Consider the following 25710-nt stretch of genomic DNA (forward strand, 5'->3'; position numbering starts at 1 on the left):
TCGCACGGGTGCGGTAAAGGAAAACAAGGGGTGTTATGCCCCTGTGTTGTGTCAGGGGTATGATGAAAACACCGTTTGATGGGGAACTCGCCCAGCAGATTGCGGCGGCTTATGGAATGGTGCGCGCGTCGGTGTCGCGCCAGCTTGAGGTGTGCCTGTGCCCGATGTGCATGACCGAGGAGGCCCGGCGCGAGATCATCGCAACGCCGATGCGCGAGATGCCGGCGGCGTTGATCCGCGACTATTCCAATTCAGCGCATGGGGTGCCGCGTGATCTGGATGATCTGGCGGTGTTTTTGCCACGCTACATGGAATTGATCGCCGCGCAGGACGAGGTTGATGATGTGGGCGTCGGTGCGGAGCTGTTGCGATTTGGCGATGCCCGGCGGGCAGGCGGGTTTCCGGCAGAGGCGCTGGCGCAGGTCTATGACCGCTGGGCGCGGCTTGTGGTGTTGGCCTGTGGTTGGGCCGAGGCGCAGGGCGATGAGGAGGCCATGCTGTCGCCGCAATATCTGTTTGCGATGTTGCCTGCCGGGGGTGTTCCGGCGGCGGTGGTCACCGGGGCGCTGGAGGCGTTATTCGCGCTGCCGGATGTGGGCGGCACGGCGATGGCGCAGATGTTGAACGGGTTGGGGCATGCCGCGCGGCGGGGGCGGTTGGACATGTTTGCCATGCGCTATGTCCCGGCGAAAGAGCGCGAGGCGCTGGCGCAGTGGCTTGGCGCTTGGTGTCTGTCGCCTGCGGTTGAGGAATTGTTGAGCGATCCGGGATTTGCGCCGCTGCTGCCGTTGGAGTTCTGGCGTGAGCGTGCCGGGATTATGCGCGGGTTGGTCACGCGCCGGGGCGGGGCGTTGAGCGGCGACGATCTTGGCCCCGTCGAGCGCTAGCGTAAGGGGGGTGGTTTAGCGGATGACAATTTCGTCGGCGCGAATGAGGCCCAGCACATCGCGGGCCTGTTGGTCGAGCAGGTCGAGGTCAAGATAGCTGTCCGAGAGCCGCTGTGTGAGGTTTTCCATGCGCGCGACTTCGGCGTCGAGTTGAGCGAGTTGGGCGGCGAGTTCGGCGCTTTCGGCTTTGATCTCGGCGCGGCGGAAGAGGCCATAGTCGCCTTGGACAGCCGCGAAGGTAAAATAGAGCCCAAGGGCAAACGCCACAGCAAAAAACACCATGCCACCCAATGCGGGTCGATAGGTTCGTGCCAGTTGCAGTTTCATGTGGCGTGCCGTTCCGTTCGTCGCGGGGCGTTTTCGCCCTCGTTTGCCTCAGTGTCACAGGGGGGTGACGTAAAGAAATTAATGCCACAGGTGATTCGCCATGTGAATCCCCCTTTTTAAACCTTTCACAATTTGGTCTGATTACAGGGGGAGCGACGAAAATGACACAATCCAAAGCACGCAGCCATTTGCCAACCCATGAGGTTGAGAACCAGCCAGAGCCGAGGGCGGGGTTTGATCTTTGGTCGAGCGACCCGGTTTTGCGCGAGCATCTGGCCTTGTCGGCGGCCGCGCCCGGCCCGCTGGCCGAGTACGGCGCGACGATGGGCGGCGCCGAGATGCGCGAGGCGGGGCGCGCGGCCAACCGGCATCCGCCGGAATTGGTGAGCTTTGACCGCTCGGGGCGCCGGTTGGACGAGGTGCGCTTTCACCCCGGTTATCACGCATTGATGCGGGCCGGGATCGGCGCGGGGATGTCCGCCGCCGCATGGGATGGCACGCCGGGCGGGCATTCGCAGCACGCCGCCCTGTGTTACATGACAAGCCAGATCGAGCCGGGGGTGACCTGTCCGCTGGTGATGAGCTATGCGGCGGTGCCGGCGTTGGCGGCTGATCCGGGGTTGGCGTCGGTCTGGGGGCCGAAGTTGGTGTCGCGGGACTATGACAGCGCCTGTGCCCCGGTGGGCGACAAGCGCGGCGTGACGCTGGGCATGGCCATGACGGAAAAGCAGGGCGGCTCGGACGTGCGGGCCAACACGACGGTGGCCACGCCAGAGGGCGAGGCGTATCGGCTGCGCGGGCACAAGTGGTTCTGCTCGGCGCCGATGTCGGACGGGTTTTTGACGCTGGCACAGGCGCCGGGGGGCTCACGTGTTTTCTGGTGCCAAGGTGGCTTGAGGGCGAGCGCAATGCGATCCACCTCATGCGGCTGAAATACAAGCTGGGCAATCGCGCGAACGCCAGTTCTGAGATCGAATACCACGACGCGATTGCCTTTCGCTTGGGCGCGGAAGGCGCGGGCGTGAAAACGATCATCGAGATGGTGCATCACACGCGGCTGTCGACGTCGATTGCGCCGGCGGGGTTGATGCGCGGCGCCTTGGCCGAGGCGGTGTGGTGGGTCAAGGGGCGCAGCGCGTTTCAGCGCCGCTTGATAGATCAGCCGATGATGCGCGCGGTTCTGGCGGATCTTGCGCTTGATTTCGAGGGCGCGGCGGCGCTGGCGTTTCGATTGGCGCGGGCGTTTGATGGCGCGAGCGAGGGGGATCGCGCGTTTTCGCGGATCGGCGTGGCCTTGGCGAAATTCCTTGGCAACAAGCTCTGCCCGAATGTGGTTTACGAGGCGATGGAGTGCCTTGGCGGGGTTGGGTACACCGACGACACGCCGCTGCCGATGCTGTTCCGCGAGACGCCGCTGAATTCGATCTGGGAGGGATCGGGCAACGTGATCTGTCTTGACGTGTTGCGCGCCCTGGCCCGGGATGAAGCGGCGGGCGAGGCGTTGCGCACCGAGTTGGTCGAGGCAACCGGGGTCAGCCGGGCGTTTGACGCGGCGCTGGTGGCAAATGAGGCGCGCTGGCCGCGTTTGCCCGAAGAGGGCGAGGCGCGTTGGTTCGTCGAGAGCCTTGCGACCTTGTTGACGGCATCGGTTTTGTTGCGCTTTGCGCCGGCTGCGGTGGGTGAGGCCTATGCCGAGACGCGCCTGCAACGGGGCGGGCGCGGCCGGGTCTACGGCGCGGTGTCGGGTGTGGACACGGGCGCGATTCTGGAAAGGCTGGGATGATGTTTCAGACCTATGGCGATTACGCGGCGCGGGCGCGCGACGGCTTTGCGCGGCAGGCGGCGATGCGCTCGATGGGCATCACGCTTGATGATGTCGCGCCGGGAGAGATGTGGCTGTCGCTGCCGTTTAACCCCGATTTCACCCAACAGCATGGGTTTTTGCACGCAGGCGTGATCACCACGGCGCTGGATACGGCGGCAGGGTTTGCGGCGCTGACGCTGATGCCCGAGGACGCCGGGGTGCTGACGGCAGAGTTGAAAACCTCGCTTATGGCACCGGCGCGGGGGCAGATGTTTACCATTCACGGGCGGGTGGTGAAGCCGGGGCGCACGTTGATGTTCACCGAAGCCGTGGCGCGAGCGATTGACGGCGAAAACACGCGCGAGATCGCGCGGTTGAGCGCGACGATGGTGGTCGTTCAGGGGCGCACGGATGTGAAGGGCTGAAGGCCTAGCTTACTTGCGCCAGTAGTTGCGCGTAATGCGCAGCGCCAGCCAGCGCGGGGTGAAGCGCATGCCAAAGGTGATGAGCTTGTAAAGCAGCCCCGGCACGATCAGCCGCTTGCCCGCCATCGTGGCGCGAAATCCGGTGCGCGCAATCGCCGCCGGATCGGCCATGGGCGCGACTTTGAGCGCCATGGCGCCCTTGGCGTTGCCTGCGTCGAAAAACCCCGTGTCCGTTGGGCCGGGGCACAGCGCGGTCACGGTGACGCCGGTGTTTTCAAGGTCAATCGCGGCGGCCTCGCTCAGCGACAGGAGAAAGGCCTTGGAGGCGTGATAGGTGGCCATGCAGGGCCCCGGCATAAAGGCGGCGGAAGAGGCGACATTGAGAATGCGCCCGCGCCCTTTGACGGCCATATCGCTCGCCGCGGCGCGCATCAATTCGGTCGCGGCCACGATATTAACGGCCAGCACATTGGATTGCGCCCCGGCCAGTGCCGGATCTTGAAATGGGCCGTGAATTCCCAGCCCCGCGTTGTTGATCAACAGGGTGATGTCGCGCCCGGCGCTGGCTTTGTCCCAAAGCGCCGCCGCCGCGCCCGGCTGAGCGAGATCAGCGGGAACCGCAACAACCTCGCGCGCAGTAGTCGCGCGCAACTCTTGCGCGAGGCGCCTCCAACCGGTCGAGGTTGCGCGCGCTCAGGATCAGGTCAAACCCCGCCCCCGCCGCCTCGCGTGCAAGCTCGGTTCCAATCCCGCCGGTGGCGCCGGTAACAAGGCAGTATCCGCTCATCTCAAACTCCGTTCTGACGGGAAGTATGCCTGTGGAGACCCGCCGCGGCCAGCCCCTTCCCTCAGCTTAAAGTCGGGGCCAGCCCCCACACGCAGGTTCAAGTGGGGGCCAGCCCCCACGCGCAGGTTCAAGTGGGGGCCAGCCCCCACGCCCCCGGGATATTTCCAGTCAGATGAAGGGGCGCGTTGTCCCCGGGCTTCATCTGACCGCAAATATCCCCGCCGGAGGCGCATGTTTCTGCGGGCGTTCCCGCTGGTGGGTTAGTGCTCCAGTGCCGCGACGCCGGGAAGGGTTTTACCTTCCATCCATTCCAGAAACGCACCGCCTGCGGTCGAGATATAGGTGAAGTCATCCGCCACGCCGGCGTGTTTGAGGGCCGCGACCGTGTCTCCGCCGCCGGCGATGGCGACGATGTCCTTGGCGAGCAGGCCGATGCGGGTCAGCTGCGCGGCTTTGACAGTGCCAGCGTCGAAGGGCGCGATTTCGAAGGCGCCGAGCGGGCCGTTCCAGACCAGCGTGTTGCAGTCTTCAAGCAGGGCGGCGAAGTCTTTGACGGTGTTTGGCCCGATGTCGAGGATCATCGCGTCCGGCGGGCAGGCATCGGCGGCGACGGTTTCATGCGCGGCACCTGCTTTGAACTCGCGTGCAATGACCACGTCGGAGGGCAGCAGGATTTTGCAGCCGGTGGTTTTGGCTTTGGCCATGATCTCGCGCGCCGTGTCGGCGAGGTCGTGTTCGCAGAGCGATTTGCCGACGTCGATCCCTTGGGCGGCGAGGAAGGTATTGGCCATGCCGCCGCCGATCACCAAGTGGTCGACTTTTTCGACCAGATTGCCGAGCAGGTCGAGTTTGGTCGACACTTTGGCGCCGCCGACCACGGCCATGACCGGGCGTTGCGGCGCGCCGAGGGCGGCTTGTAGCGCTTCGAGTTCGGCCTGCATCAGGCGACCGGCGCAGGCGGGCAGCAGGTGGGCGAGGCCTTCGGTGCTGGCGTGGGCGCGGTGGGCACAGGAGAAGGCATCGTTGACATAGACATCGCCAAGCGCGGCGAGGCGGGCGGCAAAGTCGGGGTCGTTGGCCTCTTCGCCCGGGTGGAAGCGGATGTTTTCGAGCAGCATCACATCGGCGGCCAATGCTTCGGCGGTGAGGTTTTCCGCCGCTTCGAGTGTTTCGACGAAGGCGACAGAGCAGCCGAGTGCCTGTTCGAGCGCTTCAAGCGTCACGCGCAGCGACAGGTCGAGCACGGTTTTGCCCTTGGGGCGGCCGAAGTGGGCGATCAGGATCGGGCGACCGCCAGCTTTGAGGATGTCTTTGACGGTTGGCGCGATACGCTCGATCCGGGTGCTGTCGGTGACGCTTCCATCCCTGACCGGCACGTTGATATCGACCCGCACCAGCACTCGTTTGCCTGTGAGTTCCATGTTATCGAGTGATGTCCAGCCCATCGTGCCCCTCCGGTGTTTTTGCCGAGCCTCTTTAGGCAGGCTGGTGCCAAGAGGTCAACCGCCTGCTTGTCCCTTGGGGCAAGGCGTCATAGGTAGAGGCAACCTGTTTAGATGAGGAGTGCCGAGATGGCCGATATCAAAGACCCCGAGAACACAATTCTGATGCAACTGACCGGTGGCACAGTCACCATCGCGTTGTTGCCCGATGTGGCGCCCAAACATGTTGAGCGGATGAAAGAGCTGGTCCGTGAGGGGGCTTATGACAACGTGGCGTTTCACCGCGTGATTGACGGCTTCATGGCCCAGACCGGCGATGTGCAGCACGCCAACATGGAAAAAGACTACAACCCCGGTCGCGCCGGCACGGGTGGGTCGGACAAGCCGGACCTTCCGGCCGAGTTTTCCAAGGTGCCGCATGCCCGCGGGAGCCTTGGTGCGGCGCGGTCGCAAAACCCGAACAGTGCCAACAGCCAGTTTTTCATCAACTTCAAGGACAATGATTTCCTGAACGGTCAGTACACCGTTTACGGGCAGGTCATTGAGGGGATGGAGCATGTCGACGCCATCACCAAGGGCGAGCCGCCCGCGAACCCTGACCGGATGATCAGCGTCAAGGTGGCTGCTGATGCGTAAATCTGTCTTGGCAGCGGCCATGCTGGCGGGGGCCGTGTTTGGCGCCCCCGTTCTGGCCGCCGATATGATGATCGAGGTTGAGGGCGAGGGCGCAAACGGCACCATCACCATTCAGCTGATGGAAGAATATGCGCCCAAGCATGTGGAGCAGATCAGTGCCTTGGCCAAATCGGGTGCCTATGACGGGGTGGTGTTTCACCGCGTGATCGGTGGCTTCATGGCCCAGACCGGCGATGTGCAATACGGCAAGATGGGCATGGACATGCGCCGCGCGGGCACGGGGAAATCGGACAAGCCGAACCTTCCGGCGGAATTTTCACAGGTGCCGTTTGATCGCGGGATCGTCGGCATGGCCCGGTCGAGCAGCCCGGACAGCGCCAACAGCCAGTTTTTCATCATGTTCGATGAGGGGCATTTCCTGAACGGTCAATACACCGTCGTGGGCCGTGTCACCGACGGCATGGAGGTGGTTGACGCCATCAAGAAAGGCCACAGGGAGACCGGCGCGATCACCGGCAAGCCGGATATGATGAAGACGGTCACGATCAAGGAGTGATCCTTGGCGCGGGTTTGCAAGACGGGGAGGGGCGTTGTGATCACGCTCTTTGCTCGATGTGTTGCAGGGCTGAGTAAACGGCGTTGCGCGATTAGCGTGTAGTTGCGAAACCTCCCCCGCAGGGTGCTGCGGGGGAGGTTTTTTATGGCCGATAAGAGGGAGGGAGTTGTCGTTCGCTTGATGGAAGCCGATGGCTGCGACGGGCACGAAGCGGACCTCTGGCCTGCCGCATATCCACGGCTGGTTCGCATGCAGGTAGGGCGGGAAGCGGACCTTAGCTGCACCTGCAAACCAGTAAGGTTCATGGAATGAAAGCGGACATTTTACTTATTGGCCCTGCGATTAAGACGCAGGGCCAAGGGGATATCAATCCCAATCTGGCGCGAGCGTTTCAGGACTGACCAAGCGCCCTTCGGCATTACCAAGGGTATCAATTCGAGCGATCTCCTCTGCGCTCAGCATGATTTCTGTTGCACGGAGATTGGCGGCAAGCCGGCTCGGGTTGCCTGTGCGGGGTAACGCAATGCTCATTGGGCGTGTGAGGATCCAAGCCAGAGCAATTTGGGCCGGGCTTGCATCGTGTGCGGCGGCAATCTCGCGCAGTGTGGCGTTTTCCATGACCTTGCCTTGTGCCAGCGGCGAATAGGCCTCGACCGGTATCCTCTTGCTGTCGAGGTGAGCGATCATCCGTGTTTGGTCGATCAGCGGATGCAGTTCGATCTGGTTCGCGGCCAATGGCGTGTTTAATGCCGCCTGCGCTTGATCGACCATATCCATGGTGAAATTCGACACGCCACCATAGCGGACCTTGCCCGCTGCAATCAGATCATTCAGCGCACCAATAGTATCTGCAATCGGCACGTCTTTTGACGGCCAATGCAGCAAAAGCAGGTCTACATAGTCCGTCCCCAGTCGTTTCAAAGACGCGTCGGCCGCAGCAGTAAAAGCTTCTGGCGCGAAGTGCTCGGGCAGAATTTTAGTGGTGAGGAACACATCATCACGACGGACATCCGCGCGGCGCAAACCTTCGCCAACTTGCTCTTCGTTCTCATAGGCCTGCGCAGTGTCGATATGGCGGAACCCTTCGGCAAGTGCTGCACTCACCATGCCAGCGACCGTATTTTGCTCAAGCAGGAAGGTGCCAAAGCCGATAGATGGAATTTTTGCGGGTCCGATTAAGGCAGTGCTCATTTTGCTTTCTCCATTGTATATTCTTTAGTGAACTCAGGGATGACGTGCTTGGCCAGCTCAGCCAGAACATCTTCGATTTCGCGCTGCGACTGGCGCAGATTAAAGGCGATGTGGGCGACTCCTGCGGCGTGCAGCGCGCTGACATGAGAAATTAGCCCATTGCGCCCGACACATCCCCCGAACTGGATTGGCCTGAAGGGCGCATCGGGATCAGGATCAAGGTCCAGATGCATGGCGGTCAGAACCGGCGCGGAGGGTAGGCCCGCATCGTTGCGCGACTGACGCCACATCGACAGGCGGCGTTCGGCCTGATCAGGGGGGCCGGGATAGGTGAACCAGCCGTCCAATGTGCGGGCGATCCACTGTAGGCTTTGCTGGCCCATTCCGGCCATGACCATCGGGATGCCTTCCGGCACATAGGGGCGCACGGTAACTGGACCTTGCGGCCCTTGCAGTGCATTGCCTGCCCAGATGTTGCGCATCTGGTCAACGCGATCGCGCAAGGTGGCTCCGCGGGCTACATAGTCCAGCCCCATCAGCGGGTATTCCACCGGACGGTCGCCCGAGGCGATACCAAGGATAAACCTCCCGCCAGACAGATGGTGCAGGCTGGCCGTCATCTTGGCCAGCAGGATCGGATCGCGCAGCGGCAGGACGATACCGGCGGTGCCCAGCGCAATGCGCCGCGTGCGACTTGCAAGAAAGCCGAGATAGGGGAACGGATCGAAGACCTGCCCCGCATCCCCGAAGCTTGGATCATGAACCGGCACGTCCCGCAGCCAGACCGCATCAAAGCCAAGGCTTTCGGCCAGCTCCACGCCCTTGGCGGGGTTTGATGTGTCTGGCACACCAAAGGGACGACCCTCGATATGGGCACGGCGTTGGCCAGCTTCAGACCAGTCGCGGTCCAGTGGCAATTCGATGCCAAAGGTCATCCGGTCTTTGTAAATCAGATCAAGGGCAGACATGATACGAACCTCCGGTCAATTGGTTCGCCCTGCTGCGCTAATGCGCAGCGGGGCGATTTGTTATTCCGCCGCCACAGGGCGTGAAACGGTTGCGTTCAGGCGACCTGAAATGCGCACGAGGACGATCCCGACAACCACCACTCCGGCAGCAATGTAGGGTGCTGCGGCGAGGCCAATGCCTTCGACCACCAGCCCACCGGCCCATGCACCGCCAGCAATGCCGAGATTGAATGCACCGATGTTCAGACCCGAGGCCACATCGACTGCCCCGGGCGAGACTTCACGCGCAATTTGCACAACATAGGATTGTAGCGGCGGCACGTTGGCGAAAGCAAAGCCGCCCCAGAAGGCCGCAACCGCGATGGCCGCAATCGGGCTGGTGAGGAACGCGCCGAGTGCAACAAGCGATACGGCCAGACCTACAAAGATGAAGGTTAGTGCGGGCACGGCACCGATACGATCGGAAAGCTTACCACCCGCGATGTTGCCTACGGCAACAGACGCCCCATATAGCAGCATCACAAGGCTGATAGCACCTGCGGAAAGGCCTGTAACTTCGTTCAGCATCGGCGCAAGGAAGGTGAAGGCGATGAAATTGCCGCCATATCCGATAGCCGTGATCATATAGACCAACATAAGGCGCGGCGAGGTCAGCACCTGCAACTGCGCTTTGAGGCCTGCCGAGGCCGTCTTGGTCAGATTGGCCGGCACCAGCACAGCAGAGGCAATGAAGCCGATCACGCCAAGCGCAACAACGCCAAGAAAAGTCGACTGCCAGCCGAAGTTCTGGCCAATGAACGTCCCCAAAGGCACACCTGTCACCAGCGCGACAGTCAGGCCAAGGAATACCAGTGCAATGGCCGAGCTTTCTTTTTCTGGCTCCACAAGGTCTGTGGCAATGGTCGAGGCGATGGCAAAGAACACACCGTGGGCCAGACCGGTAATAAAGCGCGCAACAACGAGGCTGTTGTAGTCCGGTGCAAAGGCCGCAAAACCGTTGCCGAGGATGAACAGCGCCAACAAGAGCAGCAACAGTGTTTTGCGCGGCAGGCGGTCGGCCAGTGCGGTCAGAACCGGCGCACCAATGGTTACGCCAAGCGCATAAAGGCTGACCAGCAGGCCTGCGGAGGGGGTTGAGACGCCGAGGTCGGCGGCAATGGTGGGAAGCAATCCGACGATCACGAACTCGGTCGTTCCGACGGCGAAAGCGCTGATGGTCAGCGCCCAAAGGGCAAGGGGCATCGGTGTTCTCCAATAAATTTGATGTCGACGCCGTATATGCCAGCCGCTATCTATTGCGAGAACAGACAAGTTTGGAATGGATCATTGCATAAACTGCACGAATTGCTGCGCATGGGGGATTTGGCCGCCTTCGTCGGGATCGTCGATGATGGGGGCTTTGCTGAATCTGCGCGGCGCAGAGGAGTATCGGCCTCTACGCTCAGCCGGTCAGTCACGCGGTTGGAGGAACAGTTGAAAGTTACGCTGCTGCGTCGGACCACGCGGTCCGTCGAAATCACCCCGAAGGTGCCGCTGTTCTGGTTGAGGCGCGCGGAATTCTGGACCGCAGCGAAACCCTGCAAGAGATCGCAACCAGCGGACAGGCCCCCGCAGGACCGCTTCGCGTAAACGCACCGGTGCCTTACGTTCTGCATGTTCTCGCGCCGCGCCTGGCCGAGTTCCACGCGACATACCCCGACATCCAATTATCGATCGATATGACCGACACGCTGGTCGACTTGATTGGTAGCCACGCGGATGTTGCCATCAGGCTTGGAAAATTACCCGACAGCGACATGTTGCACCGGCCTTTGGGGCGCACGGATTGGAAATTGGTGGCTGCGCCGGACTATCTTGATCGCAAAGGCTGGCCAAAATCACCAACTGACCTCTCACAACTGGAGCAAGTTCGGTTCGCGGCACCAGATCATATCAACACATTGCGCTTTGCTGGTCTGTCCACGCCCGTGACGGTGCCCCCGCTCTGACCGCGGGTAATGGAGAGGCTGTGCGCCAGATGGTATTAGGCGGACTGGGAATCGCGCGGTTCTCCGATTTCATGATCGCAGACGATATCCAAGCCGGGCGTTTGATTGAGCTGTTTCCCGGCCAACTCGACGCCGCACCTTTGAATATCTCAGCGCTCTACCTTACCCGCGTATCAGGATTGCGCCGTCTGGGCGTCTTTTTGGATTGGCTGGGGAACATTAGTGGCGGCTAAGTTCTCCAAGGCCCCTTTCAGCAAGCATAACAACTCCGTGCCAAGCGTGGCGTCGAAAGGTTGCTTTTAATCAGTTTTATATCGACATATTTTGGGATGTCCGCTTCCAGGAAGCTGCACTGCAGCGGCGCGGCGCCATGCGAACGGCTGCTAAGGGCCGTTCACGTCTGTAGTATTCTTAGCGAGCCCCGACTTTGCAATGTCCACTATCTCCGCACAGTTGACGTAGGTGCAATGCGCAGCGTCCGTCAGTCTGGGCTCAAACCGGGCATTGTCCTCGGAGTGTTGGTGGGCGCGGCCAAGTGGGGTGGGTAACACATCCGGCAGGGGGCTTGCGTGCGGATGGCGCTCTTTCTTTTGATTGTGAGACGTTCCGGCATAGGACGCAGGCGTGAAAGCAGGAAATGACGAGGGCGTGGCGGGCGCTGGCCATGACATTGCGGGATGGCGATGAGAGGTCACCGGCTGTCACAAGCGCGTGTCGGGGCTAGGCTCATCGCAGGTTTTGCGCCAGTCTGCAGAGGCTTTGGGCGAAACAAGGGCGGAGGGATGCGCGATGGGCGTGCGGGCGTTTGTGACCTGTCTGGCGTTGCTGGGGGGTGGTGCGGCAGAGGCGGATCCGAATTTCTGGCGGCATGAGTGGCCGGAGACGGATTTCTCCATCACAACGGTGCCGAGCTGGACCGAGATCCTGTCGGGCGGGCCGCCCAAGGATGGGATTCCGGCGTTGAGCGATCCCGCGTTTATTGCCGTCAGCGAGGAGCGCCGGATTGCGCCGCGCGAGCCGGTGATCACGCTTGAAATCGCGGGGGCGGAGCCGCGGGCCTATCCGCTGCGCTATCTGACGTGGCATGAGATCGTGAACGACACGGTGGGCGGCGTTCCTGTGCTGGTCACCTTTTGCCCGCTGTGCAATTCGGGGCCGAGTTTTGAGCGCCGGGTGCGGGTGAATGGCGTGGCGCGGGTGTTGCGTTTTGGGGTGAGTGGCAAGCTGCGCAACTCGGACATGGTGATGTATGACCACGAGACGCAAAGCTGGTGGCAACAGGCGATAGGCACCGGGATTGTCGGCGAGATGACCGGCGTTGAGTTGCGCCAGATCCCGAGTTGGATGGAAAGCTGGGAGAGTTTCAAGGCCCGCAATCCGCACGGTTTGGTGATGGATCAGCCGCGCCATGCACGCGCCTATGGGCGCAACCCTTATGAGGGGTATGACAGCGCGGCGCGGCCCTTTCTGTTTTCGGGTGAGATGCCGCCGCATGGCATTGCGCCGCTGGCGCGGGTGGTGCGGGTTGGCGCGGTTGCATGGCCGTTGGAGCGGTTGCGCGGGGCGGGGCGGATTGAGGAGGGCGGTGTAGAGATCACATGGGCCGCTGGGCAAGCCTTGGCCTTGGACAGCGGCGAGATCGGGCAGGGGCGCGACGTGGGCAACATCCGGGTGCGCGACATGGCCGGGCGGGATGTGGCGCATGATGTGATGTTTGCCTTTGCCTTTCACGCGTTTTGGCCCGAGGGGCGTTGGATGCTGGGGCAATAGGCGCGTTCACTGAGCGCGCGTGCGCCGGTGTTTGCCGCGCGGTCCGCTTTCATTTTTGGCCCCCCTAAACGGAAACCGCCCGGCTGAGATGTTTTCTCAACCGGGCGGCGTGGTGTGTTAGGTCAGCTTGATCAGCTACTTCGACAGGTCAGCACCCTGCGTTTATCAGAGGGCACCTTGAGGAAGTTATAGGTTTGCCCGCCTTTGACCTGGAAGGGGTGATCACCGCTCCATTGTCCGCTTTCATGCTTGGCGTAGTAGTAGAAATAGGACCGCTGGGTGCGCTTGAGATACTTGCGCTCATTCGGTTTGACGGTGAACCAGCCGGTGGTGTTCCAGCTGCCATCGACGGTTTCATAGCGCAGGTAAACCTGAGCCGTTTTATCGCAATCATTCACGATGGTGATGAAGTGCAGCGGGTCGAGGCCGAAGGTTTCGGTGCACGACAGGCTTACGGTGTGATCGACGAACTGATTGCCCGAGATTTCCTTGCGGCGGAAGCCATAGGGCACTTTCTCGTCGCGGATCTGGTAGTAGCGGTCTTTGCCGCTCCAGACGCGGCCACGGGCCTGAGCGAAGTAGTAAAACACGGCGTTATAGGAGCGTGCGATGCGCTTCTCTTCACCGGCGTTGATGTTATACCAGCCCTTGGTCACCCAGTTATTGCTGGTGTCTTTATAGCGGATCGACACTTGGATCATGGTCGAACATTTGTTCTTGAAATAGATGCCGTAGTGGTCGCCGGCTGCCGCGGCGGGCAGGGTCAGCAACAAATAGGCAATGAATGTGAAAGCGGCGCGGCGCAACATGAAAACGATCTCCTTATGAAATGTGTTCCGGCTAGAGTGCAAAGCTTCGCCGCTCTTGTCAATTTCGTAGATTAAAAATTTTCGTGTGCTGGCCGGGTTATAGCGGCCAGAACACGAGTATCAGCGGGATCGACACGGCGACAACAAGGATTTCAAGCGGCAGGCCCATACGCCAGTAATCGCCAAAGCGATAGCCGCCGGGACCGAGGATCAGCGTGTTGTTCTTGTGCCCGATCGGGGTGAGAAACGCCGAAGAGGCCGCAATCGCCACGGCCATGAGGAACGGGTCGGGCGATACCTCGAGCGACTGTGCCATCTGGATGCCAATGGGGGCGGCGACAATCGCTGTTGCCGTATTATTGAGCACATCCGAGAGCGTCATCGTCACCACCATCAGCACGGTCAGGATCGCCCATGGCGCCCAGCCTTGGGTGAGGTTGACCAGCGCCCCGGCGATAAGTTCGGTGCCGCCGGAGGTTTCCAGCGCCGCGCCAAGCGGAATCATCGACCCCAAGAGCACCACAACTGGCCATTCGATATGGTCGTAGAGTTCGGAAATCGGGAGGATTTTCAGCAAGACATAGGCCACCACCACGATACCGAGCGCAATCGGCAGGTAGATCAGCCCGAGCGAGGCGGCGGCAACGGCGGCGGCGAAAATACCGATGGCGGCCCATGTTTTGGAGTTCTCGGTCACGGCAAGCCCGCGTTCGGCCAAGGGCAGCGCGCCGAGCCAGTCGGTCACATCCGGGCCAGCGCCTTTGGGGACCAGCAGGAGGAGGATGTCACCGGCTTGGACTTCGGTTTTGCGCAGGCGTTCGGTGATGCGTTTGCCCTGCCGCGAGAGGCCCATGACAACGGCGCGTTGGCGCCAGTGCAGCCCGATGCTTTGTGCTGTTTTGCCAGCGATGCGGGATTCGGCAGGCACCACGACTTCGATCATGTCGAGACCTTCGCCGGTGGCTTTGATGCGCTCTTCGCGGTCGATCTCGGAGAAGGCGAGGTTGAGCGCCGAGCGGAATTCATCAAGCGCGGCGGGGCTGGCTTCGAGGACCAGCGCATCGCCCGCCTGAAGCACCGAGTTGCGGGCCGACCCATAGCGCCGCTTGCCGTCGCGGACCAGCCCGATCACGGCGACATCGGCCGACTCGGCTTCGCTGTCGAGCTCGCTCAGGCGTTTGCCGATGAGTTTGTTGTCCTCGGGCACGGTGAGTTCGGCGATATAGGCGCCAAGGTCCTGCACCGCGCTAAGCGCGTCCTCACGCTGGGGGATGAGACGCCAGCCGACAAGGGCGACAAAGGTGAGGCCGACAAGCGCCGTCAGCCCGCCAACAGGGGCAAAGTCAAACATCGCGAAAGGTTCGCCGAGGCTGTCTTCGCGGATGGCGGCGATGATGATGTTGGGCGGCGTGCCGATCAGCGTGGCCATGCCGCCGAGGATGGTCGCAAAGCTGAGCGGCATAAGCGAAAGCGAGGGCGGGCGGTCGGCCTTGCGCGCGGTTTGCATGTCGACCGGCATAAGGAGGGCGAGCGCGGCGACGTTGTTCATAAAGGCCGAAAGCACTCCGCCGATGCCGCCCATGATGGTGATATGCGCGCCAAGTGCGCGTGAAGAATCAACCAGCGTTCGGGTGATGAGAAACACCGCGCCGGACCGCACCAGCCCGGCCGAGACCACCAGCACCAGCGCCACAACCAGCGTGGCCGGGTGGCCAAAGCCGTCAAAGGCGTTCTTGGTGTCGACCACGCCAAGCACCACCCCGGCCATCAGCGCGGTGAAGGCCACAAGGTCATAGCGCCAGCGGCCCCAGAGAAGCAGGCCGAACACGGCCCCGAACAGCGAAAACAGGATGATTTGATCTTGGCTCATTTCAGCAGGTTATACTCTGTGCGCGCGCGGTGCGATGGGAAAATGCGCGTGGGCGTGACGGGGCTTGGAAGACTGGTGGAGAGGCGGGGCGCGCGTGACGCGCGGGATCGCGGGGCCAGAGGCAGGAGCAGAAGCGGGCGGTGCGCTCAGGTGGCATATGTGATGGGCCGGCGCATGTCCGAGCTTTCGAGCAAGGCGAAATAGTCGGCCCGCAGGGCGGTCGCAACGGGGCCGGGGGTGTCGTTTGAAAACACCCGCTCGTCGACGCGGGTCACCGGGATCGCGCCACCGCCGGAGGAAGAGAGGAAGACCTCGTCTGCCTCCATCAGCTCGGCAAGCGGCAGGGGGCGGGTTTCAACCGTGAGCCCGCGTGCGGTGCAGAGTTCGATCACCGTGCGCCGGGTGATTCCGTGGAGCACACCGTGATCCGAGGTGACGACGCGGTCGCCCTTGAGCGCGAAGATGTTAAAGCCCGGCCCTTCGGTGACATTGCCGTCATGGTCAAGCAGGGCCGTGTTGTCAAAGCCGCGCGATTTGGCGTCGATCAGCCCCGAGGTGAAATCGCCCCAGTGGTAGTTCTTGGCGCGGGGATTGACGCTATCTTGCGGTTTGCGCCGCGAGGTTTTGGAGACCCAGAGGTGGCAGCCGCGTGCCGCGACCTCGGGCAGGATCACATGCACATAAGGCACGCACCACGCATAGAAATGGTTGATACAGTCGCGCGGATCGCGTGAGCCGGGAATGCCGGGCACGCCGCGCGATGCCACCATCGAGACATAGGCCGAGCGCAGGCCGGAGGCGGCGACGATGTCGTGCAGGATGGTTGCGATCTCTTCATCCGTTTGTGGGATATGCAGGAACAACGCGTCGATCGAGGCGCGAAACCGGGCGAGGTAGTCGGGCAGGCGAAAGAAGGCGCCCTCCCACACCGGGACCACGTCATAGGTGATGTCGGAATGGGTCAGCCCCCAGTCGAGCACCGAGAGCTTGGCCTCGGAGATCGGCATGAGGCTGCCGGCCATCTGTGCGGCGCCGTGGGTATAGTCGGACATGTCGGTGGCTCCTTGATACCTGTGTCACGCGGGAGCCTGCATGAGCTTGATCGGGCTGGCAAGGGGCGGGTTTGCGGGCGGCGTTTCGGCTGCCCGGCTTTGGTACGGCCTGTTGGTGTGGTCTGTCGCGCAGGGGCGCTATCCCATCACGTCCTGCGCCGCGAGGATCAGCGTATCGGCGAGCCAGTCACAATCCGCAAGCGTCAGGCGCGCGGGCAGGCGGGCATCGCAGGCACGCATCAGCATGGCGCGGGTCTGTGGCAGTTCGGGCGTGTCGCCGGGGATGAATTGCCAGTTCCAGAAGGCACGCGCATTGTCGGTCGAGAGGCCGAACACCTGCACCTTGACGCCACGCGCGGCGGCGGCTTTGGCGAAGGCTTCGACCGCATCGTCGCTCATGTCGCAGAGGTTGAACTGGATCGAATCCGGTGCGCGATCCTCTGGTGGGAGGGCATCGGGCACAGTCATCCATGGCGAGGTGTTGATCCGGGCGGCAACATGGTCATGGTTGCGCCGCCCGTCGCGCACCCGGCGCGGAATTTCGGGGATTTGCGGGCGGATCACCGCCGCCGACAGGTTGCCCATGCGCAGGTTATAGAGCGGCAGTTGGTTCTGCCAGCGGGCAAAGGCCTGTTCCAGCTCGGCAGAGTTATCGCCGGGCGCAAGGTGCTTGGCCCAGTTATGTTCATACGCGCCGGACATGATAACGGCGCGGGCCACAAGATCGGCGTCATCCGTCACAAGGATGCCGCCTTCGCCCGCGTTCAACAGCTTGTAGGACTGGAACGAGAAACAGCCGATCCGCCCGATGGTGCCGATATTACGCCCGGACCATTGGGTGCCAAGAGAATGGGCTGCGTCTTCGATCACGGGGATGTTGCGGGCGTCACACAGCGCCATGATCGCGTCCATATCCGAGGTATGACCGCGCATATGCGAGATGATCACGGCAGAGATGTCATCGTCGAGCCTCGTGGTAAAATCGGCGATGTCAATGCGATAGTTTGCACCGACCTCGCAGAGGACAGGCACACAATCGGCATGCACCACCGAGGAGGGGACGGCGGCAAATGTGAAACCGGGGATCAACACGCGCGCGTCCCGCGGCAGGCCAAGCGCCTTGATCGAAAGGAAAAGAGCGGCCGAACATGACGACACGGCGAGAACATATTTCGAGCCGAGATGGGCTGCGAACTCGCGCTCTAACAAGGCGACCGGCGCGTCTTGCGACGCGGTATAGCGGAACAGATCGCCAGAGGTGAGCAGGCGCTCGATCTCGTCGCGCGCGGCGGGGGGATCGGTTCAGCGTCATAGACATTGGGAGCGGGGGCGGCAGCCGGAGAGTGGATTGTCATTCTCGTTCAGGTTTCCCGAAAGTTATTTTCGGATTTTCTAAACGATATTGAAGGCTATGGGAAGGGTTCAATAGCGCCATGAGATCGCAGGTGCGCCAGTGCGGGCGCCTCCAAATGAACGCGGCCTTGCAGGCTATCACCCGGCGACAGGTGTTCGCCTTTGGTTAGAGATTTTCCGCCCGCCCCTTCATCTGACTGAAAATATCCCGGGGGGTGTGGGGGGCTGGCCCCCACCTTTGCCTATTTACCTGCGGTGTAGCGGCGGATCAGACCTGCGGCACGATCAGAGTGAGACCGTCGAGATCGTCGGTGGCTTCGATCTGACAGGAAAGGCGCGAGGTGGTTTGGCGTTCGGATTCGGCGACGTCGAGCATGGCGTCTTCGAAATCATCCGCGCCGCCGGTTTTGTCGGCCCAGTCCTGCGCCACATAGACATGGCAGGTGGCACAGGAGAGCGTGCCGCCGCATTCACCGATGATGCCGGGCACATTATTGTCGACTGCGGCCTGCATCATGTTGGTGCCATTTGCGACCTGTGCTGTGTGTTCGGTGCCGTCGGGGAGAATCCAGGTGACGTTCATATCGGGTCTCTTTCTTTCGGGCCGGGGCGCGCGGGGTGAGGGCGGGAGCCTCCGGCGGGAGTATTTCAGGGCAAGATGAAGGGGCGGGCGAAAATTTTAGACAAAGTGGACGTAGAAATCGCGCAGGGCGTCGCCTTCGAGGTCTTTGGTTTTCTTGACCTCTTTTTCCTTCATGAAGATGTGGTTGTCGCACAGGAGTTGTCCTACGGCCTGTGTCAGCGCCGTGTCGGCGGCGAGGTCGGCGGCGGCGCCTTTGAGCGTGCTGGCGGTGCTTTCGGTGGCGTCGGTTTTGTCAAAGCCGTCGCCGGTTTCAATGGGCGGTAGGTCATAGCTGTTTTCAAAACCTAGGCGCGCGGCTTGGAGCACGGCGGCGGTGGCGGTGTAGGGGTTGGACGAGGCATCCGCCATGCGATGTTCGAGCCGCGCCTTGGCGCCGCCTTCCGAGCTTATCCGCGTGGTGACGTTGCGGTGGTCGCCGCCCCAGTTTTTCCAGAAGCCCGAGAGCGAGCCGGGTTGCAGGCGTTGATAGGAGTTGGCGGTTGGCGCGATCAGGCCCGCGAGCCCTTTGTGGTGGTGCAAGAGCCCGGCGAGGCAGCCACGCGCGAGGTCGTTCATGTGATCGGGGCCGCCCTCTGGCCCGGAGGAGAGCGCGTTGCCGCCGCTTTGATCGGCGAAGGAAAAGTTGATGTGCATGCCCGAGCCGCCGGCTTCGGCGATGGGTTTGGGCATGAAGGTGAGCAGGATGCCATGTTCGAGTGCGATTTCACGCGCCATCAGGCGGAACAGCACGATATCATCCACCGCTTTGACCGCGTCATCGAAGGTCAGCACATATTCGAATTGCGGGCTATCATATTCCGCCGTGATCATTTCGAGGCTAAAGCCGAGGTCTTCGGCCGCCTCCCAGATGGCATCATTGAAGCGCAGCGGGTCAGAGAACGGCCCGGTGCCATAGACCACGCCGCCGGGGGTGTCATAGGGCTCTAACCGCCCATCAACGCCGGCCTGAAGCGCGAAACATTCCAGTTCGATCCCGACCTTGGGGGCGAGGCCATGTTTGCCCCAATCGGCCACGGCCCGTTTCAGGGCGGTGCGCGGGCACATCGGCAGGGGGGCGCCTTGGTGGTCATAAAGATCGCCGAGGACGATCTGGGTGTTGTCTTCCCAGCTGTCGCGGATTTCGTCGTGCAGCCAGCGCAGTTCCATATCAGGGAGGCCATCCATCATCATCGCGCCGGGGGCGGGGAGGAGGTCTTTGTCGTAGTGCACGCCGAAGGTCGAGCGGCAGAGCCGCGTCGAGGCGTCGGCGATTTTGGAGCCGGGCAGGTATTTGCCACGCATGATCGACAGGTGGTCGCAATAGAGGGCGCGAAGGCGGGGTTTCATGGGTAGTTCTCCCTTTGGTGTTTTGGCGACCTCTGCTGGGTCTTGGCGGCCATTTTGGGCCTTTTGGTCTTGGGTGCGGTCAGGCGCGCGTGATGCGCACGGGTAGCTTTTTGATCCCGCCGACAAAGTTGGAGCGCAGGAATTCGTGTTCCCCGTCAGCTTGGATGGATTTGAGCCGTTTGGCCAGTTCCTGAAACAACACGCGCACTTCGAGCCGCGCCAGCCACATGCCGAGGCAGACATGCGGGCCGCCCTGACCGAATGACATGTGTTTGTTATTGGTGCGCGCGAGGTTCACGCGGAAGGGGTCGTCGATCACCGTCTCGTCCCGGTTGGCCGAGGCCCACCAGAACAGCACCTTGTCGCCTTCGCGGATGGTTTTGCCGTGCATCTCGTAATCCTGTGTCGCGGTGCGGCGGAAGTAGAGCGCAGGCGTGGCCCAGCGGATGATCTCATCCGGGGCGGTGTCCCAGATATCGGCGTGTTTCATCTGATCGAGGAGTTCGGGCTGGTGGCACATGGCCTGAATGCCCGCGGCGATGGAATAGCGGGTCGTATCATTGCCCGCCGCGACCAGCAGGCAGAAGAAATTGCGGAACTCTTCATCGGTGATGGTCGAGCCGTCCTTGGCCGGTTGCCGGATCAGGTGCAGCACGCCGGAGGTGTCGCCCGAGGCGTCTTTGCGCGCCATCAAATCCTTGGCGTAGCTATAAAGCTCGGCCCCGGCGGGGGAGTTAAAGGGCATCATGCGGAATTCATCGGTCGTCATCTTGTCGAGGACGTGATCGGTGAAATCGGGATCGGTGTTGGCGATGAGCGCGTCGCCCTTTTCCACCAGCCAGGGCAGGTCTTCGTCGGGTAGGCCGACGATGCGGCCCAACATGCGCATGGGCAGTTGGCGGGCGATGGTTTTGGTGGCGTCAAAGCTGTCTTGGGCCAGCGACTCGTCAAGAATTTCGTTGCAAAGTGTGCGGATTTCTTCTTCGAACTGGGCGATCACCGGCTTGGAGAATGCCTTGGCCACCTTGATGCGGGTTTGCATGTGTTCGGGGGGATCGGTTTCCTGAAAGGTGCGGCGGGCGAGGTATTCTTCGTAGGATTGATCCTCCATCCGGATGCCACGGGCCGAGGAAAACACGGCGGTGTTGCGGTTCATCGCGGTGATGTCGGCGTTGCGGGTGATTGACCAGTAATCCTCGCCCTGATCGTATGGTGTCCAATGCACGGGATCGTCGCGGCGCAGACGGGCGAAGGTGTTGTGAGGCGCGCCGGTGGCGAATGTGTCGTGGCTGCTGAGGTCGGCATGGCCGTCATCGGTAGGGGTCCAGACTGTCATCGCGTCGCCTTTCGGGCTGGGATTCGGGTTGTTGTATTGTTAAGTATATTGTAGGTTCCTCAAAATATGCAAAAGGAAAATGCGCAGATGAGAATCGCGGTTCTGATGACCAATACGGATGAAAGCGATTTCGCCCATGGCTGGCCTTTGGACGGAGAGAAGTTTCCGAACATGGTGCGCTTGGCGCGGCCCGATTGGGAGTATGTCGTTTATTCGGTCAAGGATGGGGTGTTTCCGACCAGCCTTGAGGGGATTGATGGCGTGATGATCACTGGATCGCCCGCGTCGGTCAATTCCGGCGCGCCGTGGGTGGCGCAGTTGGAGGCGCTGGTGCGGGATTTGGTGGCCGCGCGTGTGCCGGTGTTTGGCGCTTGTTTCGGGCATCAGGTGATCGCCAAGGCGCTGGGCGGGCGGGTTGAGAAGAACCCCGATGGCTGGGTCTTTGGCAAGGTCGAACAGCGGATGCGCGACGGGCGGGTGATGCCGATCTATGCCAGCCATCTTGAGCAGGTCAGCGTGTTGCCGGAAGGCGCCGATGTGGTTGCCGAGGGGCCGGGCTGTGGCGTGGCGGGTTTTGTGATCGGGGATCACGTTTTGACAACGCAGTATCACCCGGAGATGGAGCCGGAGTTTGTCGAGGCGTTGATTGACGAATTGGCCGAGGAGGTTGGCCCGGAGGTGACCGCGCGGGCGCGAGAATCGCTCGGGAAGGCGCCGGATATGGCGGCTTTGGCGGAGTGGATTGCTGAATTTTTAGAAGGAAAATCAGTGAATTGACGGCGGTTTGTAGTGGGGGCCACCTTAAGGGTGCCTCAATCAAGTGCTGCGAGCAGGTCGAGGGCTGTGACGTGGTCAAAGCTTACGTGGGCGTCCATTGCGGCTTCGGCCTCGGCCGGTTTGCGGGCGGCGATGAGGGTGGCGATCTCGCGGTGTTCGCGGGCTGAGGTGGCGATCACACCGGCGTAGTGATAGCGGGCGCGATAATAGGCCATGAGCTTGCGGGCGTTGGTCTTGATCATCTCAAGCAGGAACGGGTTGCCGGCGGCTTCGGCCACGGCGCGGTGGAAGTCGAGGTTGAGCTGGTAATAGCGGTCCGGCGCCGCGTCGCCATGGGCGGCGGCGTGGGCCTCGCAGGCGGCGGTGGCCGCTTCGAGCGCGGCGGCGTGGGACTTCGACAGGCGGCGGGCAGCGAGAGCGGCGGCCTGACCTTCGAGCTTGGCGTGGACTTCGAGAATGGCGAGGAATTCTTCGAGGGTTGGCTTGAAGACGGTCGCGCCCTTGCGCGGGTTGCGGGTGATGAGGCCCATGGATTCGAGCCGGATCATCGCTTCTCGCACCGGAGTGCGAGACACGTCGTGGGCGTCGATGAGCGCCTGTTCTTCGATGGTGTCACCGGGAGCGTAATGGCCGGTGTCGATTCCGGCGACTATTGCTTCGATAAGGGTGTCGGTTTGTCCTGCCATAGGGGAATTAGGCGCGATTGTGTGTATTTGTAAAGGGGTTACGTATATTTAGCGGCGGGAGGGGTGCGCGCCATGATGGGCGGCAGCCCTGCGCCTGCCTTGCCGGTCTGGGAGGTCTCTGCGCAGAAGGGCGCTCCGGCCTTTCGCGCCGCAACATCTTGTAGTAAGAGGCGCGAAACAACCAAATGAGCGGTGCCCTATGACGGAAATGCCTGATGTGCGCGGGAAGCTAATCGCGGATCGGTTGTTGAGTGAGCTGACGTGGCTGCGCGTGGGTGGGCCGGCGGATTGGCTGTTTATGCCTGCGGATGTTGAGGATCTGGCGGCATTTCTGACAGAGCTTCGGCCGGAGGTGCCGGTGTTTGCGATGGGGGTTGGCTCGAACCTGATTGTGCGCGATGGCGGGATGCGCGCCGTGGTGGTGCGTATGGGGCGCGGGTTCAACAAGATCGAGATTGAGGGCAACCGGGTGCGGGCAGGCGCGGCGGCGCTGGATGCGCATGTGGCGCGGAAGGCTGCGGACGCGGGGCTTGATCTGACGTTCCTGCGCACCATTCCGGGGAGCATTGGCGGCGCGGTGCGGATGAATGCGGGCTGTTACGGGCCCTATGTGGCGGATGTTTTTGTCGACGCGCAGGCCGTCACGCGGGCGGGCGAGATTATCACTCTGACGGCCGAGGATTTGCAGTTTCGCTATCGCCAGACGGACTTGCCCGAGGGCGCTGTGATTGTTGCGGCTACGTTTGAAGCGCCAGGCGGCGATCCGGCGGAATTGAGCGAACGCATGGAGGCGCAGCTTAAGAAACGCGACGAGACCCAGCCGACCAAGGAGCGCAGCGCGGGGAGCACATTTCGCAACCCTGCGGGGTTCTCCTCAACCGGGCGGGCGGATGACAGCCATGAGTTGAAGGCGTGGAAGGTGATCGACGACGCCGGAATGCGCGGCGCGCGCGTTGGCGGCGCGCAAATGAGCGAGAAACATTCCAATTTCCTGATCAATGCCGGGCAGGCATCTGCCGATGATCTGGAAACACTGGGCGAGGCGGTGCGAAAAAAGGTTTACGAAACAAGCGGTATCACGCTAGAATGGGAAATCATGAGGGTCGGCGAACCGGCCCCGGGTGAATGACAGGCACATTCATATAACGACAACAAAAGGGCCACCTTAAAGGCCCGGTGAATCTGAGGCGGTGTATTCGGGATGTCGGGCAGGACAACCCCCAGAGTGGCAATGTTGATGGGCGGCTTTTCGGCCGAACGCGAGGTGTCTTTGTCGACCGGCAAAGAATGCGCCATCGCGCTTCGCGGGGAAGGCTTTGACGTGGTTGAGGTTGACGCAACGCGCGATCTTGCCCAGCAATTGACAGAGGCCGCGCCGGACGTGGTGTTTAACGCGCTACACGGCCGTTGGGGAGAAGATGGATGCGTGCAGGGGCTGCTGGAATGGATGGGCATGCCCTATACCCATTCGGGGGTCTATGCGAGCGCGCTGGCGATGGACAAGCAAAAGGCCAAGGCAGCCTATGTTGCCGCCGGATTGCCGGTGGTCGAGAGCCTGTTGGCGCCCAAAGATGAGGTTATGGCGGGCCATATGATGGCGCCGCCCTATGTTGTGAAGCCGTTCAACGAGGGCTCCTCTGTTGGAGTTTATCTGGTGAACGAGGCCGCCAACGGCCCGCCGCAACTGTCAGCAGACATGCCCGAGATCGTGATGGTCGAGGCCTTTGCTCCGGGCCGCGAGATGACGACATCGGTGATGGGATCGGGCGAGGGCAACCCCGGTGCGCTGACTGTGACCGATATCCTGACCGATGGCTGGTATGATTATGACGCCAAATACAAGGAAGGCGGATCGCGCCATGTATGCCCGGCGGATATCCCCGACGAGATTTTCAGCGCCTGCATAGATTATGCCACCCGTGCGCATGACGTCTTGGGGTGTCGCGGTGTGAGCCGGACCGATTTCCGCTGGGACGAGGCGCGCGGGCTGGACGGGTTGGTTTTGTTGGAGACCAACACCCAGCCGGGCATGACGCCCACGTCTTTGGTGCCCGAACAGGCCGAGGCCTGCGGCATCAGCTTTGGTGAGCTTTGTGCGTGGCTGGTGGAGGATGCGTCATGCAACAGGTGACGATTGATAGCGTCCGGTCAGGCAAGCGGTTGGAGCTGCGCAAGGATCAGCGGGTTGAAGCGGGCAGCGCCCAGCCGGTCGCGGCGAGCGTGTCCAAGGCCGATCCGGCGCCGAGCCGCTGGGCGTATCGGTTGAACCGGTTGTGGCTGACCCCGGCGTTTCGCAAGCTGGTGCGCATTGGCCTGCCGTTCAGCGCGGCGCTGGTTGCGGGAACGATCTATTTCGCGGATCAGGACCGGCGCGATGCGATCACATTGGCGATTGCCGATCTGCGCGAGGAAATTCACACCCGGCCCGAATTCATGGTCAACCTGATGGCCATCGACGGGGCCAGCGTGGGTGTCAACGAAGACATCCGCGAGATTGTGCCGGTCGATTTCCCGATCTCGTCCTTTGATCTTGACCTTGAGCAGATGCGGGTGGATATCGCCGGTCTCGCTGCGGTCAAGGAGGCGAGCCTGCGCATTCGCAACGGCGGCGTGCTTCAGATTGATGTGGTCGAGCGTGAGCCGGTCGCGCTCTGGCGCTCGCCCGATGGGCTGACGCTGGTGGATCGCGACGGGGTGCAGCTTGCCCCGGTGGCGCGGCGCGCGGAGCGGGGGATTTGCCCTTGATCGCGGGCGCGGGGGCCGAGGCCAAGATCGAAGAGGCGTTGCGCCTGTTTGCGGCGGCCAGCCCGTTGAACGACCGGGTGCGCGGGTTTGTGCGCATGGGCGAGCGGCGTTGGGATCTGGTTCTGGATCGGGGCCAGCGGATTATGTTGCCTGAGCAGAATGCGGTGCAGGCGTTGGAACGGGTGATCGCGCTGAGTTTGGCGCAGGATATGCTGGCGCGGGATCTGGTTGCGGTTGATATGCGGCTGGCCCAGCGGCCGACCATAAGAATGAACAAAGCGGCCATCGAGAATTGGTGGAAAATCCGCGAAACATCGGTGGGGAATGACTGA

At 62.0% G+C, this 25710-nt stretch carries 23 protein-coding genes and 4 pseudogenes; 13 read left to right on the forward strand and 14 right to left on the reverse strand.

What is annotated here, in order from left to right:
• Positions 1 to 62: 62 nt before the first annotated feature.
• A complete protein-coding gene (locus N4R57_07830) occupies positions 63 to 887 on the forward strand; it encodes a hypothetical protein (GenBank protein ID UYV38917.1) in 825 nt (274 codons plus the stop codon).
• Between the two features lie 15 nt (positions 888 to 902).
• Here the strand turns inward: N4R57_07830 and N4R57_07835 are convergent, their stop codons facing one another.
• Positions 903 to 1214: a septum formation initiator family protein gene (locus tag N4R57_07835; GenBank protein UYV38918.1), complete on the reverse strand. Its 312-nt coding sequence runs from the start codon at positions 1212 to 1214 to the stop codon at positions 903 to 905.
• A 161-nt stretch (positions 1215 to 1375) separates the two neighbouring features.
• On the opposite strand from N4R57_07835, the pseudogene N4R57_07840 reads away from it, so the two are divergent.
• A pseudogene (locus N4R57_07840) lies at positions 1376 to 2997 on the forward strand (acyl-CoA dehydrogenase family protein).
• Positions 2997 to 3443: a PaaI family thioesterase gene (locus N4R57_07845; protein UYV38919.1), complete on the forward strand. Its 447-nt coding sequence runs from the start codon at positions 2997 to 2999 to the stop codon at positions 3441 to 3443. The pseudogene N4R57_07840 and the gene N4R57_07845 overlap by 1 nt, the downstream one beginning before the upstream one ends.
• Before the next feature lie 9 nt (positions 3444 to 3452).
• On the opposite strand, the pseudogene N4R57_07850 reads toward N4R57_07845, so the two are convergent.
• Together N4R57_07850 and N4R57_07855 are read right to left on the reverse strand one after the other, a co-directional pair.
• Positions 3453 to 4100 (reverse strand): annotated as a pseudogene (locus N4R57_07850) (SDR family NAD(P)-dependent oxidoreductase).
• A 390-nt stretch (positions 4101 to 4490) separates the two neighbouring features.
• Positions 4491 to 5675, reverse strand: coding sequence for a phosphoglycerate kinase (locus tag N4R57_07855; protein ID UYV38920.1), 1185 nt, complete (start codon positions 5673 to 5675; stop codon positions 4491 to 4493).
• Between the two features lie 126 nt (positions 5676 to 5801).
• Between N4R57_07855 and N4R57_07860 the strand changes: the two genes are divergently transcribed.
• The gene (locus N4R57_07860; protein ID UYV38921.1) at positions 5802 to 6308 is read left to right on the forward strand and encodes a peptidylprolyl isomerase; all 507 of its coding nucleotides are present in this window, start codon (positions 5802 to 5804) and stop codon (positions 6306 to 6308) included.
• Positions 6301 to 6864, forward strand: coding sequence for a peptidylprolyl isomerase (locus tag N4R57_07865; GenBank protein ID UYV38922.1), 564 nt, complete (start codon positions 6301 to 6303; stop codon positions 6862 to 6864). Before N4R57_07860 ends, N4R57_07865 begins: the two co-directional genes overlap by 8 nt.
• A 366-nt stretch (positions 6865 to 7230) precedes the next feature.
• On the opposite strand, the gene N4R57_07870 is transcribed toward N4R57_07865, so the two are convergent.
• The 3 genes from N4R57_07870 to N4R57_07880 are packed head-to-tail and all read right to left on the reverse strand — an operon-like array spanning position 7231 to position 10265.
• The gene (locus N4R57_07870) at positions 7231 to 8055 is read right to left on the reverse strand and encodes an aldo/keto reductase (protein UYV38923.1); all 825 of its coding nucleotides are present in this window, start codon (positions 8053 to 8055) and stop codon (positions 7231 to 7233) included.
• Positions 8052 to 9023, reverse strand: coding sequence for a TIGR03571 family LLM class oxidoreductase (locus N4R57_07875; GenBank protein UYV38924.1), 972 nt, complete (start codon positions 9021 to 9023; stop codon positions 8052 to 8054). Before N4R57_07875 ends, N4R57_07870 begins: the two co-directional genes overlap by 4 nt.
• Positions 9024 to 9083: 60 nt before the next feature.
• A complete protein-coding gene (locus N4R57_07880) occupies positions 9084 to 10265 on the reverse strand; it encodes an MFS transporter (protein UYV38925.1) in 1182 nt (393 codons plus the stop codon).
• A gap of 84 nt (positions 10266 to 10349) precedes the next feature.
• Here N4R57_07880 and N4R57_07885 point away from each other — a divergent pair, with 84 nt between their 5' ends.
• The 4 genes from N4R57_07885 to N4R57_07900 all read left to right on the forward strand — a co-directional run bounded on the left by N4R57_07885 (position 10350) and on the right by N4R57_07900 (position 12781).
• Complete coding sequence (locus tag N4R57_07885; GenBank protein UYV38926.1) at positions 10350 to 10652, forward strand: LysR family transcriptional regulator; 303 nt, start codon at positions 10350 to 10352, stop codon at positions 10650 to 10652.
• 8 nt (positions 10653 to 10660) lie between these two features.
• Complete coding sequence (locus N4R57_07890) at positions 10661 to 11011, forward strand: LysR substrate-binding domain-containing protein (GenBank protein UYV38927.1); 351 nt, start codon at positions 10661 to 10663, stop codon at positions 11009 to 11011.
• A gap of 29 nt (positions 11012 to 11040) precedes the next feature.
• Positions 11041 to 11244: a hypothetical protein gene (locus N4R57_07895; GenBank protein UYV39533.1), complete on the forward strand. Its 204-nt coding sequence runs from the start codon at positions 11041 to 11043 to the stop codon at positions 11242 to 11244.
• A 556-nt stretch (positions 11245 to 11800) separates the two neighbouring features.
• Positions 11801 to 12781: a DUF3179 domain-containing protein gene (locus tag N4R57_07900; protein UYV38928.1), complete on the forward strand. Its 981-nt coding sequence runs from the start codon at positions 11801 to 11803 to the stop codon at positions 12779 to 12781.
• 131 nt (positions 12782 to 12912) lie between these two features.
• Here the strand turns inward: N4R57_07900 and N4R57_07905 are convergent, their stop codons facing one another.
• From N4R57_07905 to N4R57_07935, 7 genes and pseudogenes are all read right to left on the reverse strand, one after another.
• Entirely contained in the window at positions 12913 to 13590 is a 678-nt protein-coding gene (locus tag N4R57_07905) for a DUF1036 domain-containing protein (protein UYV38929.1), read from the reverse strand.
• 97 nt (positions 13591 to 13687) lie between these two features.
• On the reverse strand, positions 13688 to 15460 hold the full coding sequence (locus N4R57_07910) for an SLC13 family permease (protein ID UYV38930.1): 1773 nt from the start codon (positions 15458 to 15460) through the stop codon (positions 13688 to 13690).
• Positions 15461 to 15606: 146 nt separating this feature from the next.
• Positions 15607 to 16512, reverse strand: a complete 906-nt coding sequence (locus tag N4R57_07915; GenBank protein ID UYV38931.1) for an aminotransferase class IV — start codon at positions 16510 to 16512, stop codon at positions 15607 to 15609.
• Positions 16513 to 16650: 138 nt separating this feature from the next.
• Positions 16651 to 17867 (reverse strand): annotated as a pseudogene (locus tag N4R57_07920) (aminotransferase class I/II-fold pyridoxal phosphate-dependent enzyme).
• A 266-nt stretch (positions 17868 to 18133) separates the two neighbouring features.
• Positions 18134 to 18448, reverse strand: a complete 315-nt coding sequence (locus N4R57_07925) for a 2Fe-2S iron-sulfur cluster-binding protein (GenBank protein ID UYV38932.1) — start codon at positions 18446 to 18448, stop codon at positions 18134 to 18136.
• A 96-nt stretch (positions 18449 to 18544) separates the two neighbouring features.
• On the reverse strand, positions 18545 to 19834 hold the full coding sequence (locus N4R57_07930; GenBank protein UYV38933.1) for a glutamine synthetase family protein: 1290 nt from the start codon (positions 19832 to 19834) through the stop codon (positions 18545 to 18547).
• Between the two features lie 79 nt (positions 19835 to 19913).
• On the reverse strand, positions 19914 to 21170 hold the full coding sequence (locus tag N4R57_07935) for a cytochrome P450 (GenBank protein ID UYV38934.1): 1257 nt from the start codon (positions 21168 to 21170) through the stop codon (positions 19914 to 19916).
• 87 nt (positions 21171 to 21257) lie between these two features.
• Between N4R57_07935 and N4R57_07940 the strand changes: the two genes are divergently transcribed.
• A complete protein-coding gene (locus tag N4R57_07940; protein UYV38935.1) occupies positions 21258 to 21947 on the forward strand; it encodes a type 1 glutamine amidotransferase in 690 nt (229 codons plus the stop codon).
• A 35-nt stretch (positions 21948 to 21982) separates the two neighbouring features.
• On the opposite strand, the gene N4R57_07945 is transcribed toward N4R57_07940, so the two are convergent.
• A complete protein-coding gene (locus N4R57_07945; protein ID UYV38936.1) occupies positions 21983 to 22633 on the reverse strand; it encodes a GntR family transcriptional regulator in 651 nt (216 codons plus the stop codon).
• Positions 22634 to 22832: 199 nt separating this feature from the next.
• Here N4R57_07945 and murB point away from each other — a divergent pair, with 199 nt between their 5' ends.
• From murB to N4R57_07960, 3 genes and pseudogenes are all read left to right on the forward strand, one after another.
• Positions 22833 to 23762 (forward strand): UDP-N-acetylmuramate dehydrogenase, encoded by a 930-nt coding sequence (murB, locus tag N4R57_07950; GenBank protein UYV38937.1) that lies wholly within the window; start codon positions 22833 to 22835, stop codon positions 23760 to 23762.
• A 102-nt stretch (positions 23763 to 23864) separates the two neighbouring features.
• Positions 23865 to 24764, forward strand: coding sequence for a D-alanine--D-alanine ligase (locus N4R57_07955; GenBank protein UYV39534.1), 900 nt, complete (start codon positions 23865 to 23867; stop codon positions 24762 to 24764).
• Positions 24765 to 24853: 89 nt separating this feature from the next.
• A pseudogene (locus N4R57_07960) lies at positions 24854 to 25710 on the forward strand (cell division protein FtsQ/DivIB).

This window comes from Rhodobacteraceae bacterium D3-12 (assembly GCA_025916135.1).
Classification (GTDB): Bacteria; Pseudomonadota; Alphaproteobacteria; order Rhodobacterales; family Rhodobacteraceae; genus JAKGBX01.

What these genes read in the sequence shown, in the direction of transcription:
- N4R57_07830 (UYV38917.1), top strand. Translation starts at nt 63, where the DNA reads ATGAAAACACCGTTTGATGGGGAACTCGCCCAGCAGATTGCGGCGGCT.
- N4R57_07835 (UYV38918.1), bottom strand. Translation starts at nt 1,214, where the DNA reads ATGAAACTGCAACTGGCACGAACCTATCGACCCGCATTGGGTGGCATG.
- N4R57_07845 (UYV38919.1), top strand. Translation starts at nt 2,997, where the DNA reads ATGTTTCAGACCTATGGCGATTACGCGGCGCGGGCGCGCGACGGCTTT.
- N4R57_07855 (UYV38920.1), bottom strand. Translation starts at nt 5,675, where the DNA reads ATGGGCTGGACATCACTCGATAACATGGAACTCACAGGCAAACGAGTG.
- N4R57_07860 (UYV38921.1), top strand. Translation starts at nt 5,802, where the DNA reads ATGGCCGATATCAAAGACCCCGAGAACACAATTCTGATGCAACTGACC.
- N4R57_07865 (UYV38922.1), top strand. Translation starts at nt 6,301, where the DNA reads ATGCGTAAATCTGTCTTGGCAGCGGCCATGCTGGCGGGGGCCGTGTTT.
- N4R57_07870 (UYV38923.1), bottom strand. Translation starts at nt 8,055, where the DNA reads ATGAGCACTGCCTTAATCGGACCCGCAAAAATTCCATCTATCGGCTTT.
- N4R57_07875 (UYV38924.1), bottom strand. Translation starts at nt 9,023, where the DNA reads ATGTCTGCCCTTGATCTGATTTACAAAGACCGGATGACCTTTGGCATC.
- N4R57_07880 (UYV38925.1), bottom strand. Translation starts at nt 10,265, where the DNA reads ATGCCCCTTGCCCTTTGGGCGCTGACCATCAGCGCTTTCGCCGTCGGA.
- N4R57_07895 (UYV39533.1), top strand. Translation starts at nt 11,041, where the DNA reads ATGGTATTAGGCGGACTGGGAATCGCGCGGTTCTCCGATTTCATGATC.
- N4R57_07900 (UYV38928.1), top strand. Translation starts at nt 11,801, where the DNA reads ATGGGCGTGCGGGCGTTTGTGACCTGTCTGGCGTTGCTGGGGGGTGGT.
- N4R57_07905 (UYV38929.1), bottom strand. Translation starts at nt 13,590, where the DNA reads ATGTTGCGCCGCGCCGCTTTCACATTCATTGCCTATTTGTTGCTGACC.
- N4R57_07910 (UYV38930.1), bottom strand. Translation starts at nt 15,460, where the DNA reads ATGAGCCAAGATCAAATCATCCTGTTTTCGCTGTTCGGGGCCGTGTTC.
- N4R57_07915 (UYV38931.1), bottom strand. Translation starts at nt 16,512, where the DNA reads ATGTCCGACTATACCCACGGCGCCGCACAGATGGCCGGCAGCCTCATG.
- N4R57_07925 (UYV38932.1), bottom strand. Translation starts at nt 18,448, where the DNA reads ATGAACGTCACCTGGATTCTCCCCGACGGCACCGAACACACAGCACAG.
- N4R57_07930 (UYV38933.1), bottom strand. Translation starts at nt 19,834, where the DNA reads ATGAAACCCCGCCTTCGCGCCCTCTATTGCGACCACCTGTCGATCATG.
- N4R57_07935 (UYV38934.1), bottom strand. Translation starts at nt 21,170, where the DNA reads ATGACAGTCTGGACCCCTACCGATGACGGCCATGCCGACCTCAGCAGC.
- N4R57_07940 (UYV38935.1), top strand. Translation starts at nt 21,258, where the DNA reads ATGAGAATCGCGGTTCTGATGACCAATACGGATGAAAGCGATTTCGCC.
- N4R57_07945 (UYV38936.1), bottom strand. Translation starts at nt 22,633, where the DNA reads ATGGCAGGACAAACCGACACCCTTATCGAAGCAATAGTCGCCGGAATC.
- murB (UYV38937.1), top strand. Translation starts at nt 22,833, where the DNA reads ATGACGGAAATGCCTGATGTGCGCGGGAAGCTAATCGCGGATCGGTTG.
- N4R57_07955 (UYV39534.1), top strand. Translation starts at nt 23,865, where the DNA reads ATGTTGATGGGCGGCTTTTCGGCCGAACGCGAGGTGTCTTTGTCGACC.